14 protein-coding genes are annotated in these 13727 nt (G+C 72.7%); 7 read left to right on the forward strand and 7 right to left on the reverse strand.

The annotated features are described in order from the left end of the window. The first annotated feature begins 72 nt into the window (after positions 1–72). The 5 genes from AB0C21_RS03615 (at position 73) to AB0C21_RS03635 (ending at position 5966) form a co-directional block, all read left to right on the forward strand. Complete coding sequence (locus AB0C21_RS03615) at positions 73–1122, forward strand: DUF2382 domain-containing protein (RefSeq protein WP_500202493.1); 1050 nt, start codon at positions 73–75, stop codon at positions 1120–1122. A 480-nt stretch (positions 1123–1602) separates the two neighbouring features. Further along, the gene (locus AB0C21_RS03620) at positions 1603–3531 is read left to right on the forward strand and encodes a glycoside hydrolase family 3 protein (RefSeq protein ID WP_500202494.1); all 1929 of its coding nucleotides are present in this window, start codon (positions 1603–1605) and stop codon (positions 3529–3531) included. 180 nt (positions 3532–3711) lie between these two features. After that, entirely contained in the window at positions 3712–4548 is an 837-nt protein-coding gene (locus AB0C21_RS03625; protein ID WP_500202495.1) for a patatin-like phospholipase family protein, read from the forward strand. A 1-nt stretch (position 4549) separates the two neighbouring features. After that, positions 4550–5515: a 1-acyl-sn-glycerol-3-phosphate acyltransferase gene (locus tag AB0C21_RS03630; RefSeq protein ID WP_500202496.1), complete on the forward strand. Its 966-nt coding sequence runs from the start codon at positions 4550–4552 to the stop codon at positions 5513–5515. 46 nt (positions 5516–5561) lie between these two features. After that, complete coding sequence (locus AB0C21_RS03635; protein WP_500202497.1) at positions 5562–5966, forward strand: RNA-binding S4 domain-containing protein; 405 nt, start codon at positions 5562–5564, stop codon at positions 5964–5966. Positions 5967–5997: 31 nt separating this feature from the next. On the opposite strand, the gene AB0C21_RS03640 is transcribed toward AB0C21_RS03635, so the two are convergent. The 3 genes from AB0C21_RS03640 to AB0C21_RS03650 form a co-directional block, all read right to left on the reverse strand. After that, positions 5998–7380, reverse strand: a complete 1383-nt coding sequence (locus AB0C21_RS03640) for an MFS transporter (RefSeq protein WP_500202498.1) — start codon at positions 7378–7380, stop codon at positions 5998–6000. A 128-nt stretch (positions 7381–7508) separates the two neighbouring features. Further along, positions 7509–7937 (reverse strand): DUF7144 family membrane protein, encoded by a 429-nt coding sequence (locus AB0C21_RS03645; RefSeq protein WP_500202499.1) that lies wholly within the window; start codon positions 7935–7937, stop codon positions 7509–7511. A 134-nt stretch (positions 7938–8071) separates the two neighbouring features. Further along, positions 8072–9163, reverse strand: coding sequence for a phospholipase D-like domain-containing protein (locus tag AB0C21_RS03650; RefSeq protein ID WP_500202500.1), 1092 nt, complete (start codon positions 9161–9163; stop codon positions 8072–8074). 163 nt (positions 9164–9326) lie between these two features. Here AB0C21_RS03650 and AB0C21_RS03655 point away from each other — a divergent pair, with 163 nt between their 5' ends. Then, the gene (locus tag AB0C21_RS03655; protein ID WP_500202501.1) at positions 9327–9902 is read left to right on the forward strand and encodes an ArsR/SmtB family transcription factor; all 576 of its coding nucleotides are present in this window, start codon (positions 9327–9329) and stop codon (positions 9900–9902) included. Next, positions 9899–11149, forward strand: coding sequence for an MFS transporter (locus AB0C21_RS03660; RefSeq protein WP_500202502.1), 1251 nt, complete (start codon positions 9899–9901; stop codon positions 11147–11149). The genes AB0C21_RS03655 and AB0C21_RS03660 overlap by 4 nt, the downstream gene beginning before the upstream one ends. A gap of 7 nt (positions 11150–11156) precedes the next feature. Here AB0C21_RS03660 and AB0C21_RS03665 read toward each other — a convergent pair whose 3' ends face one another. The 4 genes from AB0C21_RS03665 to AB0C21_RS03680 form a co-directional block, all read right to left on the reverse strand. Beyond that, positions 11157–11888 (reverse strand): methyltransferase domain-containing protein, encoded by a 732-nt coding sequence (locus tag AB0C21_RS03665; RefSeq protein WP_500202503.1) that lies wholly within the window; start codon positions 11886–11888, stop codon positions 11157–11159. 35 nt (positions 11889–11923) lie between these two features. Next, positions 11924–12589: a maleylpyruvate isomerase family mycothiol-dependent enzyme gene (locus AB0C21_RS03670; protein WP_500202504.1), complete on the reverse strand. Its 666-nt coding sequence runs from the start codon at positions 12587–12589 to the stop codon at positions 11924–11926. Positions 12590–12718: 129 nt separating this feature from the next. Beyond that, the gene (locus AB0C21_RS03675) at positions 12719–13222 is read right to left on the reverse strand and encodes a protein-tyrosine phosphatase family protein (RefSeq protein ID WP_500202505.1); all 504 of its coding nucleotides are present in this window, start codon (positions 13220–13222) and stop codon (positions 12719–12721) included. 156 nt (positions 13223–13378) lie between these two features. Further along, positions 13379–13624: a hypothetical protein gene (locus tag AB0C21_RS03680; protein ID WP_500202506.1), complete on the reverse strand. Its 246-nt coding sequence runs from the start codon at positions 13622–13624 to the stop codon at positions 13379–13381. Between the last annotated feature and the right edge of the window lie 103 nt (positions 13625–13727).

The following is a 13727-nucleotide window of genomic DNA, read 5'->3' on the forward strand; positions in this document are numbered from 1 at the left end:
CCGAGTGGCGGGCACCGCCTCCCCCCTGCCCCCCGCCGTCCGGGAGCGTTCACGGAAGCGGAGGTGCTCAACGTGCAGACGCAGACACAGGTGCGGGAGCTCATGGGCATGAGCGTGACCGACACCCATGGGACGAAGGTCGGCACGGTCAAGCAGGTCTACCTCAACGACGACTCCGGGTCCCCGGAGTGGGTGACCGTGCACACCGGCTGGTTCGGCATGCGTGAGAGCTTCGTCCCGCTGTCCGGGGCCCGCAAGGGGCAGGACACTCTGCAGGTCCCCTACGACAAGGAGACCATCAAGGGCGCGCCGAACGTCGATGCCGACGAGCACCTGTCGCATGCGCAGATCGTGGACCTGTACAGGCACTACGGCGTGCGTCCCCCGGCCGGCCGCCGCACCGGCGGGGAGACGGGCACGTCCGAGACGACCGAGAGCGCGCGCACGGCCGGCACCACCGAGACGAGTGAGACCACCCGCCCCGCGGGCACCGCCCCGCCGAAGGGCGCCGCCGAGACCGCGGGCACGGCCGGAACCGGCGCCGCGGAGCCCGAAGGCCGTGCCGACACGGCCGGCAGCGCATACCCCCCGGGACCGACCGGTCCCGCGGGTATGGCCGTCCACCCCGAGCGCGGCAAGCGCGGCGCGGCCGGCGAGCGGGCTCCCGGGCGGACCATGCCGCCCCAGTCGGCGCGCGAGGGCGCGGAGGCGCCGATGACCGAGATCACCCGGTCCGAGGAGCAGATGCGCATCGGCACCGAGCGGCACGAGGCCGGCCGCGTCCGGGTGCGCAAGTGGATCGAGACCGAGATGGTCGAGCAGACGATCCCGGTCTCGCACGAGGAGATCCGGATCGACCGGGAGCCCATCACGGGCGGCGGCCCGGACCCGAAGGTGACCATCTCCGAGGCCGACCAGGAGATCATCCTTTACGAGGAGCGCCCGGTCATCACCAAGGAGACCGTGCCGGTCGAGCGCGTCCGGCTCCGCACCGAGCAGGTGCAGGACGAGCAGACGGTGCGCGGCGAGCTCCGCAAGGAGCGCATCGAGGTCACGCGTGACGACGGCGCACGCGGCCCGCACCTGGAGGAGCGCGGGGAGGGCGGCGGCCCGTCGGCGTGACCCGATCCTGAGCCACCCCGGATGACGGCGCGCCCCGCCGGCCGATTCTCACCCGCCGGCCGACGGGGCGCCCGTCCCGGCCTGTGCCGCGAGGCCGCCGGTGGCCGGGTGTGGTCAGCGGGGGTGGTGCGGCGGAGCCTTCAGGGGCGTCCGCCCGCTTCTCGATGCCTGCGTCCGCTTCTCGGGACGCGGTGGCCGGGTGGGCGGGGATGTGCGGGCCCACCCGTGCCAGCGGCTTAGTTCGGCCCATGATTCAACTTGTGAATTTAGTACCCGTCAAGCCCTCTTCCATGATTTCCACAAGGCGGCGGCCGGTGCTGTGAAGATCCATTGACAGCCGGCCGGGCGCCGGGGGAGGTTCCAGATGACGTCGCCGGCGCAGGGGTCATGGCCGTCCGGGCGAGCCATGACCCCGGCGTCCGGCCGCGCGCGGTCCGCCGGGCCGCGCGGCGTCCTTCGGAGCGACCCAGGAGGGACGAGTTGCCACACTCCCACAGACGTGTCATCGCCACCCGGATCGGGCGATCACTGGTCGCGCTCGCGACCGTCGCCGCCCTGCCGTCGGCCCTGGCGGCGCAGCCCGCGCTGGCCGAGGCGCCCCAGCGGGCGGCCTACCTGAACCCGCGGCTCCCCGTCGCGCAGCGGGTGCAGGACCTGCTCGGCCGCATGACGCTGCAGGAGAAGGTCGGCCAGATGACGCAGGCCGAGCGCGGCGCCATCGACGGCGACCGCGACCAGATCACGAAGCTGGCCCTCGGGTCGGTGCTGTCCGGCGGCGGATCGGTGCCCGCCGACAACACCCCCGCGGGCTGGGCGGACATGGTCGACGCCTACCAGTCCAAGGCGCTCGCCACCCGCCTGAAGATCCCGCTGCTGTACGGGATCGACTCGGTGCACGGCCACAACAACCTCGTCGGCGCCACCGTCTTCCCGCACAACATCGCGATGGGCGCGACCCGCGACCCCGGCCTCGTCCGCCGGGAGGAGCAGATCACGGCCATGGAGACGAGGGCGACCGGCCCCCAGTGGGCGTTCGCCCCCTGCGTCTGCGTCACCCGTGACCTGCGGTGGGGACGCGCGTACGAGAGCTTCGGCGAGGACCCGCGGCTCGTCATCCAGATGGAGACCGGCCTGGAGGGCTTCCAAGGACGGCGCAAGAGCGACCTGGCCACGAACCGGCACGTCCTGGCGTCCGCCAAGCACTACGCGGGCGACGGCGACACGGTGTTCGGGTCGTCCACCAGCGGGACGTACACGATCGACCAGGGCGTCACCGTCACCGACCGCAAGCACTTCGCCGCGGTCGACCTGGCCCCCTACGTCGTGGCGGTCAAGAAGTACGGCGTCGGCAGCATCATGCCGTCGTTCTCCAGCGTGGACTGGAAGGAGGACGGCGTCGGCAACCCGGTCAAGATGAGCGCGAGCAAGGAGCTGCTGACCGACGTCCTCAAGCAGAAGATCGGGTTCGACGGCTTCCTCATCAGCGACTGGGAGGCCATCCACCAGATCCCGGGCGACTACGCCACGCAGGTCCGCACGTCCGTGAACGCCGGCATGGACATGTTCATGGAGCCCTACAGCGCGCCGCAGTTCGTCCAGACGCTGCTCGCGGAGGTGCAGGCGGGCCGCGTGCCGATGGCGCGGATCGACGACGCGGTCGGCCGGATCCTGAAGGCGAAGTTCGAGCTCGGCCTGTTCGAGCGCCCCTACACCGACCGGAGCAACGCCAAGACGATCGGGTCGCCCGAGCACCGCGCGGTCGCCCGCGAGGCCGTCGCCAAGTCGCAGGTCCTGCTGAAGAACTCCGGGAACGCGCTGCCGCTGAAGAAGAACCAGCGGATCTACGTGGCCGGGACCAACGCCGACGACATCGGCAACCAGGCCGGCGGCTGGACGGTCACGTGGCAGGGCTCATCCGGCGACATCATCCCGGGCACGACGATCCTGGACGGCATCAAGCAGAACTCGTCCCACGTCACCTACAGCGAGGACGCCTCGGCGCCCACCGCCGGCAGTGACGTCGGCATCGTGGTGGTCGGCGAGACGCCCTACGCGGAGGGCGTCGGCGACGTCGGCAACGGCCACACGCTGAACCTGTCCGACGCGGACAAGGCCGCGATCGACAAGGTCTGCTCGGCGATCAGGACCTGCGTCGTCCTGGACGTCGCCGGACGCCCGCAGATCGTCACCGACCAGCTGCCGAAGACGGACGCGTTCGTCATGTCCTGGCTGCCCGGCAGCGAGGGCGCCGGCGTCGCGGACGTCCTGTTCGGCAAGCGCCCGTTCACCGGCAGGCTGTCGGTGACCTGGCCCACCAGGGAGGGCCAGGAGCCGATCAACGTCGGCGACCGGGACTACCGGCCGCTGTTCCCCTACGGCTACGGCCTGAAGACCCGCGTCCGCCGCTGACGGACGTCCCGCCGGGGGCCGGTCGCCCGCCTTACCCCCAGGGCGGCCGGCCCCCTCGGGCAGCCGTGCGGATCACGGACCCGCAGGTCACGGCCACCGCGCTCCCCGGCCCGTTTATCCCGTTTCCTACGGGTGAGGCTGCTTCCAGCGCCCGACTGGCGGAGCGCGAAGGGAGAGCGGGTGGAACGGGAGCCGCGGGTGGCGTTCGTCCTCGGGGGCGGAGGCGTGCTCGGCGCGCACGAGGTCGGCATGCTCCGGGCGCTGCGGGAGACCGGCGTGCGCCCCGACCTCGTCGTCGGGACGTCCATCGGCGCGCTCAACGGCGTGCTCGTCGCGGCCGGACCGGACGCGGCGGTCGAGCGGCTCACCAGCCTGTGGTCGGACGAGTCCGTCCGCGAGGTGTTCGGCTCACCCTTCATCTCCCGGCTGTGGCGGCTGGCCCGGTCCGGTACCCACCTGCACTCGAACGAGCCGCTGCGCCGCATGCTGGACGAGCTGCTCCCCGCCCCGTCGTTCGAGGAGCTGGAGGTCCCGTTCCAGTGCGTCGCCGCGGGGATCGAGACCGCGATGGCGCACTGGTTCACCGAGGGCCCGCTGGTCCCGGCGGTGCTCGCGTCGTCGGCCGCGCCGGGGCTCCTGCCGCCCGTCCGGATCGGGGAGCGGCACTACTACGACGGCGGGCTCGTCCACAGCATCCCGGTGAGCCGGGCCGTCATGCTCGGCGCCACCGAGATCTACGTCCTGCACGTCGGGCGGATCGAACGCGACCTCGCACCCCCGCGCTGGCCCTGGGAGGTCGGCCTCGTCGCGTTCGAGATCGCGCGCCGGCACCGGTTCTTCGAGGAGATGGCGACCCTCCCGGAGGGCCTGACCGTCCACGTCATGCCCGCCGGGGCCAGGTCGCAGAAGGCCGGAGTGGACCTCACCCAGGTCCGCTACAGGAACGCGTCCGGAATCCGGGGTCACATCGAACGCGCCTATCAGGCATCGTTGGAGTATCTGAAAGAACGAGCGTGAGATGCTGCCACCCCGAATCGTGCGCCGCCTGGTGTGCACGCCGCTGCTGTTCATCCTGACCTTCCTGGTCGTGGTGCTGTTCCCGGTCGCCTACGCGGTGGCGTATCTGGCCGGACGCGAGCGGAAGCGGGCCCTGCGCCTGCTGTGGTTCACCTTCACGTGGGGGACCCGGGAGACGGCGGCCGTCCTGGAGTGCGGATGGCTGTGGCTCCGCGGCCGCGCCCACGACGACCGGAACTACGACATCATCGGCCGCTATGTCGGCGCCCTCTACGCGTCGGCGCAGCGGCGGCTCGGCCTGGACGTCGAGGTGGACGGCACGTGGGACGGCTCCGGCGGCGACCGCCCCCTGATCGTGCTCAGCCGGCACGCGGGACCGGGCGACGCGCTCCTGATCGTCCACCACCTGCTGAGCGAGTACCGCCGCCGCCCCCGCGTGGTGATGAAGGCGATGCTCCAGCTGGACCCCTGCATCGACATCGTCGCCAACCGGGTGCCGAACGTGTTCGTCACCCCGGGCGGCGCCGCCGGCGCCGTCGGCCGGCTCGCCGAGGGCCTCGCCGGACGCGAGGCGCTGCTGATCTTCCCCGAGGGCGGCAACTTCTCGCCGGAGCGCCGCCGCCGCGCGATCCGCCGGCTGAGCCGGATGAAGCGCGCGGAGGAGGCGACCCGCGCCGCCGCGATGCGCAACGTCATGCCGCCGCGCCCCGGCGGCGTGCTGGCCGCGCTGGAATCCGCCCCCAGCGCCGACGTGGTGTTCGTCGCGCACTGCGGGCTCGACCACATGGCCACCGCCGGGGACATCTGGCGGCGCGTCCCGCTGACCGGCCCCGTCCGCGCCCGCTGGTGGCGCGTCCCCGCCGAGGACATCCCCGGCGACCGCGACGCCCGCGTCCGCTGGCTCTACGAGAACTGGGAGCGCGCCGACGCGTGGATCAGCGCGCAGCGGATCCCGGCGCCCAAGTGACATCATGGACGCAGTGCCATCATGGACACAGTGACATCATGGACGCATGGGCGATGAGGGGTCCGTGCGGGTCGATCTGTGGATCTGGTCCGTTCGGCTGCTGAAGACCCGCTCGATGGCGACGACCGCGTGCCGGGCGGGGCACGTCCGCGTGAACGACGAGCGCGCCAAGCCGTCCACCGCGGTCAAGCCCGGCGACGTCGTCCGGCTCCGCCATGACGGGCGGGAGCGGATCGTCGTCGTGCAGAAGATCGTCCGCAAGCGGGTCGGCGCGCCCGTCGCCCAGGAGTGCCTGATCGACAAGAGCCCGCCCCCGCCGCCGCGCGAGGCGCTCATCCCGGTCGGCCGCCGGGATCGCGGCGCGGGCCGCCCCACCAAGCGCGACCGCCGCGAGCTCGAACGCATCCTCGACCGCTACCGCATCCTGAACGACCCGCCGAAGGACGAGTAGCGGCGAGGCGGGCGAACCAGGGCAGGCCGGGTCAGGGCCCCGCTCCGAAGCGGCGTTCGGACTCCAGCGCAGACGCCACGTCCCGCGGATAGGCGCTCCGGGCCCAGAGCAGCAGCAGCCCGTTGGCCGCCAGCGGCAGCAGCGCCAGCAGGAACACCCGGTCCAGGCCGACCGCCGCCTCCCCGCCGTCCCCGAGCACACCCGACAGCCAGCCGAACAGCACCGGTGCCGCCGCCTCCCCGGACATGCGCACGATCGTCCGGATGGCCTCCGCGCGCCCCCACAGCCGGAAGTGGACGACGTCCAGCCGCACCGCGTCCAGCGGGGGGTTGGCCGCGGCCAGCGCGGCGGCGCCGAGCGCGAACAGCGGCAGCGCGATCAGTGCCTGCTCGGTGAGCAGGCCGGGCAGGAAGAGCAGTGCCGCCACGGCGAACGCCACGGTCGGCACGTCGACCCGTGCGTTCAGCGCGCCGCCGCGCAGGAGCCGGTCGGACAGCCGTCCGCCGACGAGCACCCCGGCGAACGCGGCCACGCCGAGGGCCAGCAGGAACGCCGACAGGCCGCCCCGCCCGACCGCGTACCGGTCCAGCACGAACACCATTCCGAACGTGCGCAGCCCGGAGAAGAAGAAGTAGCCGGCCGCGGACGCCAGGATGATGATCACGTTGGTGCGGATGGTGAGCACGTGCCGGGCCGCCTGGAGCAGCGTCAGGCGCTCGGGGTCGGTGGTGAGGACGTTCCTCGGGTCCGGCTCCACGCCGGCCGCCTGCACCTGCCGCTGCGCGAGTTCCTCTCCGCCGCGTCCGCCGGAGGGCGCCTGCGCGCCGCGCTCCGGCTCGGCCAGCATCCACCACAGCACCGCGGCGAGGACGAACCCCAGCGCCGCGACGAACCAGAACGCCACCCGCCAGCTCAGGAACGCGGCGATGTTGCCGCCCGCGAGGAGCCCGAACCCGACCCCGATCAGCTCGCCGGCGAGGACGCGCCCGTACGTCGCGGCCCGTTCCTCCGGCGGGAACAGGTCCCCGATCAGGGACGCCACCGTGGGCCCCGCCGTCGCCGTCACCGCGCCCAGCGCCACCCGCGACGCCAGCAGCGACTCGAACGAGTCCGCCAGCCCGCCGACGACCATCGCGAGGCTCCACAGCACCACGCTGCCCGCCAGCAGCGGCACCCGCCGCACCCGGTCGGTGAGCTGGCCCACCGGCACCGTCGCGACCGCGCCCACCGCCGCCGGCGCGGCCGTCAGCACCCCGACCTGCGTGTTGGTGACGTGCAGGGACTGCCGCAGTTCGTGGACGATCGCCCCGATCACCCCGGCGTCCGCCGCGTTCAGCGCCATGACGCAGGCCATCAGGACGACGACGTGAGCTTTGCCGCGGCCCCCCAGCCGGTCCGCCAGCGCGGTTCTCATCTGCCTCCACGGCCGCCGGGCCGGCGCCTTCGCCACCCGGCGCTACTGCCCGTACGCGGCCCGGGTATGTGCGGCCGGGCCGCGGCCTCGACGGCCTCGGGTACCGCCGCCGGGGCCCCGCCGGGGCGTCAGTCCGCTCTCGCGCCGGGGGCGGGGGCGATGAGCGCGTACATCATCAGGACGCACAGCGCGATGGTCAGCACCGACCAGATCGGGAACGCGGCCAGGAACGCCAGGTGCCCCAGGGCGGCGAGGAAGGCGAAGACGATGCCGATCACCCGCGCCCACATCTGCCCCGCCAGGACCCCGAAGCCGATGAGGATCTGGAGGGCGCCGAGGGTGAGCCAGAACACTCCCCACGCGGTGAAGTCGAACACCAGGATCTGGCCGGAGTTCGCGACGTAGTAGTCGTCCTTGAACAGGGCCACCACCCCGTCGATGACGTTGAAGGCGCCCACCACGAGGGAGAGGATCCCCGCGAAGGCGAGCCATCCGGAGATCTGGTAGTCCTGGCGGCTCGGGGTCGCCCGACCCCCGCGGGACATTCTCGTCGTCATGGGACCTCCTGATCGAGCTGCGAGTTCGTTCTGTGAAGTCCCCTTTGTCGGATCATGGGGAACCGGGTCGCCGACGCATTTGAACGACCCTTGAGGCAAACGTGGAGCGGGTGTGCCCGTGGATGACCACGCCGCTACGCGGGCTGCGCGAGCTCGGCGACGATGCGCTCGATCTCCCTGAGCGCGTAGCCGGCGATGGCCCGCTGGCCTGCCTCGGCGTCCTCGCGGGTCTCCTCCAGATCGCCCAGGACGACGATGTTCTCGTCGTTCAGCGTCGTCGCGGGCGCGGTGTAGTTGAAGCTTCCGGCGATCACCAGCCGCTCGTCCACGACCATCAGCTTGTGGTGCACCTTCCGCACCCCGGTGCCCGGCCTGTTGGCGAACAGCTTCACCCCGGCGGCCTTCAGCGGCTCGGTCGCGGCCCACGCCTGGACGCCCTGCCCGTGGTCCAGCACCCCGCGGATCCGCAGCGACGGGGCGAGCCGGATCATGGTGTCGTCGATGCCGGACGAGCGGGCGAAGGTGAACATCGCGAAGTCCACGCTCGCCGACGCCTTGAGCATCTGCTTCATGATCTCCATCTCGGGCCCGTGCCGGGGTGCGAACAGCGGCTTCACCCGGACCCCGCCCAGCCGGAACTCCGCCGGACGCGCCTCGGCCCGCTCGTGCAGCGCCCCGAACGTCCCCGACCGCATCCGCAGGAACTCCTCCAGGTAGAGGGAGGAGGCCCGCTGCCCCCGCAGCACCACCACGTGGTTGAGGTTGTTGCCCGCCTTGCCTCCGCCGCCGGCCCCCGCCGGGTTGGTGCCGGTGTCGGTGAGCGTGAAGTTCGCCGACCCGGTCAGCACCGCCGCCGTCGCCTCCCCCTCGTCCCGCACGATGAACTTCTGGTGGAAGATCGCCGGGTTCAGGTCGGTGACGAGGTCGACCCCCGCCCGCAGCAGCGCCGCGTAGATGAGCCGGTTCTCCTCGTTGGACCCCGCCGCCGCCCACGGGTCCGCGAGGGGCCGCTCCTCCCGCAGGTAGTCCCCCTCCAGGATGATCTGCACCCGCACCCCGGCCGCCCGAGCCGTCAGGACCGCCTCCGCGATCCCCCGGGAGTCCAGCTCCTGGACCGCAATGCGCAGCGTGTGCCGCGCCCCGCCGATGAACTCCCGGACCACCGCGTCGAGATCGTCGGGCCCGCCCAGCGACGTCGGACCCGCGAACAACTCGATTCCGCCCACGCGAACCGGCATAACATCCCCCAAATCCGACCATCTGCTGACAGCTTTCCCCTATTCGCCCCCCTCGCCCACCATCCGCGAGGCCACCACCGGCCCGATTCGTGCAGCGCTTGTTGTGCAAGAGCTGTTGTGCAAGCAGTCTTGTGCATGTGAGGATGAGTGCATGATCGATCCGCACGACGTGCCCAAGGTGACCGACTCCCGGGTGCTGGCCGCGATGTCGCATCCGCTCCGCCGCCGCCTCATGGACGTGCTCAATGTCTACGGGCCGTCCACCGCGAGCGTCCTCGCCGACCGGACGGACCAGGCCGTGGCCAACATCAGCCACCACCTGAAGGTGCTCGCCGCCGCGGGCCTGATCGCGGAGGCCCCGGAACTCGCCAGGGACCGCCGCGAACGCTGGTGGCGGCTGGCCGCGCCCGAGCTCCGCTGGGTGACGGGCGACTTCGACGACGACCCGTCCCGTCAGGCGGTGGCCGACGCGGCGGTCTCGCTCGGCCTCGACCGCCAGATCAGCCTGGTCCGCGCCTGGCACGCCGTCCGGGAGCAGCGGGCGGCGTGGAACGGCGCGGCCTTCTCCGTCGACAAGTGGCTGCACCTGACCCCCGCCGAGCTGGGCGAGCTCGAGCAGGAGATCCTCGCCGTGCTCGCCCGGTGGGAGCGGCGGGACGTCCCCGACGACGGGCAGGACCGCGAGCCCGTCTTCCTGTTCGCCCACGGGGTCCCGGCGGAGCCGTGACCGTCCTCGCCCCGGCGCCCGGCGGCCTGCGCCGGCGCCGCGACTTCCGGCTGCTCTGGACCGGCCAGGCCACCGGCAAGCTGGGCAGCAGCGTCACCGGCGTGGCGCTCCCGCTGGTCGCGGTCGCCGTCCTCGACGCGGGCACCTTCCAGGTGGCGCTGCTCTCGGCCGCGGCCTGGCTGTCCTGGCTGCTCATCGGCCTCCCGGCGGGCGCCTGGGTGGACCGCCTTCCCCGCCGGCCGGTGATGCTCGCGTGCGACGTGACGGCCCTGATGCTCTTCCTCAGCGTCCCGGTCGCCGCCTGGCTCGACCGGCTGACGATCGCCCACCTGGCGGCCGTCGCGCTGGGCGCCGGGTGCACGGGCGTGTTCTTCCAGACGGCCTACCAGGTCTACCTGCCGTCCCTGCTGGAGCGTGACGAACTGGCCGAGGGCAACGCCAAGGTGCAGGCGACCGAGGCCGCCGCCCAGGTGGGCGGCCCTGGCGTGGCAGGCCTGGTCACCCAGCTCGCGGGCGCGGTGAACGCGCTGCTCATCGACGCGGCGAGCTACCTCGTCTCGGCCCTGTGCCTCCTCGCCATCCGGACCCGCGAGTCCCGCCCCACCCGCGTGCGGCGCGGGTCGCTGCGCGAGGAGATCGCCGAGGGCCTCCGGTTCGTTGCCGGCGACCCCTATCTCCGGGTGCTGACGCTGTTCTCGGCCGCCAGCAACGTCTGCCTGTTCGGATACCAGTCGATCCTGGTCGTGTTCCTGGTCCGCGAGGTGGGCGTCACCCCGGGCATGGTGGGGGCCCTCGCCGCCGCGGCGAGCCTGGGCGCCGTCGCCGGCGCCGCCGCGGCCCCCGTCCCGTCCCGGCGGTTCGGGTCGGCGCGCGCCCTGCTCGCCGCCGAGATCGGCGCGGCGCCGTTCGGCCTGCTGATCCCCCTCACCGAACCGGGAGCCGGGCTGCTGCCGACCGTCGCCGGCGGGTTCGTCATCGCCGCTGGAGTCGCGGCGGGCAACGTCATCAAGGGCAGCTTCCGCCAGACCTACAGCCCGCGCGCCCTGCTCGGCCGGATCACGGTGACCATGCAACTGGTCAGCTACGGCGCCATCCCGCTCGGCGCGCTCCTGGGCGGCGCCCTGGGCACCGCCTGGGGCGTCCGCCCCGCCATGTGGATCAGCACGGGCGGCCTGGCCCTCACGGGCCTGATCCTCCTGACGGGCCCTCTCCGCCACCACAGGGACCTGCCGTCCCAGCCCGTCTGAGGGGGGTTCAGCCGCCGGGTTTACGTGCCAGGACGAGCCGCCCTCGCGGAGTGCCGTCCTCGCGCGTGCCCAAGGCCGTCAGGGGGACGGTCGTCACGGTGAACCCGGCGGCTGCCAGGTCGCTGCGGAGCGCGTGCAGCGGACACGTCCGGTAGTACATGACGAACGGGGGACGCCAGACGGCGTTCCGGACACGCATGACCACGTCGAACCCGAGCAGCGCCCAATACTGGAGGGACGCGATGGGCGGCGGCGCGCCGACCGGGAAGGCGAACAGCCCACCGGGCCGCAGCGCGCGGTACACCCCGCCGAAGAGCGCCGGCCGCTCGCTCGGGAGCACGTGCCCGAGCGCCCCGAAGGTGACCGCGAGGTCGAAGGCCTCGCGGAACGGCAGGTCGCGGACATCGGCCCGCACCCACCCGGCATCCGGATGTGCTCGCCGCGCCTGCGCGAGCATTCCCGAGCTGAAGTCGACCCCGGTGACCCGCCCATCGCACAGTCGTCCATCGCACAGGGGCCCGAGGACCCGCATGCCCGCGCCGGTCCCGCAGCACACGTCCAGCCCCTGACCGAACGGACCGAACGGCCGCAGCGCGTCGGCGGTGGCGTCCAGGACGTGGTCGGGCGTGCGGAAGGGCGTGTGGTCGAACTTGGGAGCGAGCAGGTCATATCCGCGCTCCACCGACGACAACGCCTGGACCGCGAGCTCCCACAAGGACGGCCCTCGCTCCGAAAACACCCCCCAACCCTACGTCCCGCCCCGTCCCGCGGTCCTCACGCCTTGGCGCCGCGTTCGCGCAGGGTCGCCACCCCGTCCCCGCTGAGCTCGTCGCAGTAGTCCGCGCGTCCGGTCATCGCCATGACCAGCGCCAGCGTGGAGCCGGACACGGGGGAGCCGGAGCCGGCGGTGAAGGGCCCGTCGGTCGCGGTGAGCCGCAGCCCCTCGATCCGGCCCTTGGCCAGGACGACCTGGTCGGAGCCGGCGTAGTACTCGGCCAGCGGGGTGAGCGTCGTGACCGGATGCTCCCGGCGGATGCCGAGCGGCCGCCGGATGTCCTCGCCGTGCACGATCGTCTCCCCGAGCATCGCCATGACCGGCAGCGGCGGCTTGGTGGTGCTGGTGACGGCGCGTCCGAACCTCTCCAGGGTCTCGGCGGCGGACGCCCCCAACTGCTCGTTCAGCCGCATCGCCACCTGCTTGTCGAAGTCGAAGCGGCAGCGGATCACCCCCGCCATCCATCGCACCGGCCCCAGGCTCGCCCCAGCGGTGAGGTGCGCGAGGACCTCGCGGACCGACAACCCGTCGCACAGCGACGGCGTCGCCCACCGCGCCTCGGGCAGATCGGCGAGGTCGGCCGCCAGCGCCGCCCGCTCCTCATGAACGAGCCCCCACAGCTCCGCGCGTGTCGGCTTGCCCGTCTCCGGCGTTACCTCGGTCATGTCGGCCATCCTGGTGTGAGGTCTGGTCTGCGTGTCCTGCCCGAGTGCAGACCTCCGCCACCGCCCGAAATCATCGCCCGCCGTCGGAGGAGACCGGCCTGCGAGGGGTGCTGCGCCCTCAGCCCGCCCTCACGTCGAGCCGAGGCCTGTGAGCAGCCGCGCCACGTCGAGTCCGGTGTTCAGGTAGTCCACGAACAGGGAGTTGTTCAGCGCCCACTTCGACCGCCGATACCGAAGCAGGAAGACGGCATCGTCGGTGCCGTAGCCCAGAAGCGTGAGGGCATGGGCGATGACAAGGCCGGAACGGTTGTAGCCGGAATGGCAGCGGACCAGCACGCGCCTTCCTTGCCGGACCGACTCCGCGACCGACTCCGCCGCACGGCAGACCGCCTCGATCTGCTCGGCGGTCAGCGGCCCGTCCGGAACCTCGACACGGCGGTGCTCGACCCCGGCGTCCGGACCGTGCCCTTCGCGCACGTACAAACTGATCACGAGATCGAACTCGCGGCCGACCACGGCCGGCGTCCGGGCACCGGCCGGATCCCGGTAGTAGTGCCCGCCCATCCAGAGCAACGGGACGATCTCGTCCCAGGGCGACTCCGCGTCGGGCGCTCCCCGGCCCTTGGTCCGCATGGCCCACTCCCGCCACCGCCCGACAGCAGCAGGCCGGGCAAGATCAACTGGTCACGGCGTCACCGTACCACCCGACCCGCCGGTCGCCCCGAACTCCGACACCTGCTGTGGCGTGTGGGGAAAACGGGCCCGCCTGGTGCACACGGCCAAGGGTGGTCACTTGGGGGTGGGCAGGTGGTGGGTGTCGCGGAGGACCAGGACGAGGGCGGCCAGCAGGCCGAGCAGGCCGAGGCCGGTCGCGGTCGCCGCCGGGTCGGGACCGTCGTTCAGCGAGAAGCCCAGAAGGGCGGTGGCGTTGGCCGTCGCGCCCGCGGTCAGGAACGCCGTGCCCAGGCGAAGACGACCGGCACTCGGCGAGATGGCGGGCGTCGCCACCGTCACGGCCCAGGGCGGCGAAGTCACCGTCGCCGCCCCCGGGGTCCCCTCACGCGATCTCGTCCACGCCCTGGTCACGGCCGGTATCGGCGTCGCCGCCGTGCACCGGGCGAGCCGATCCCTGGAAGAG

It is taken from the genome of Spirillospora sp. NPDC049024 (assembly GCF_040649235.1).
Classification (GTDB): Bacteria; Actinomycetota; Actinomycetes; order Streptosporangiales; family Streptosporangiaceae; genus Spirillospora.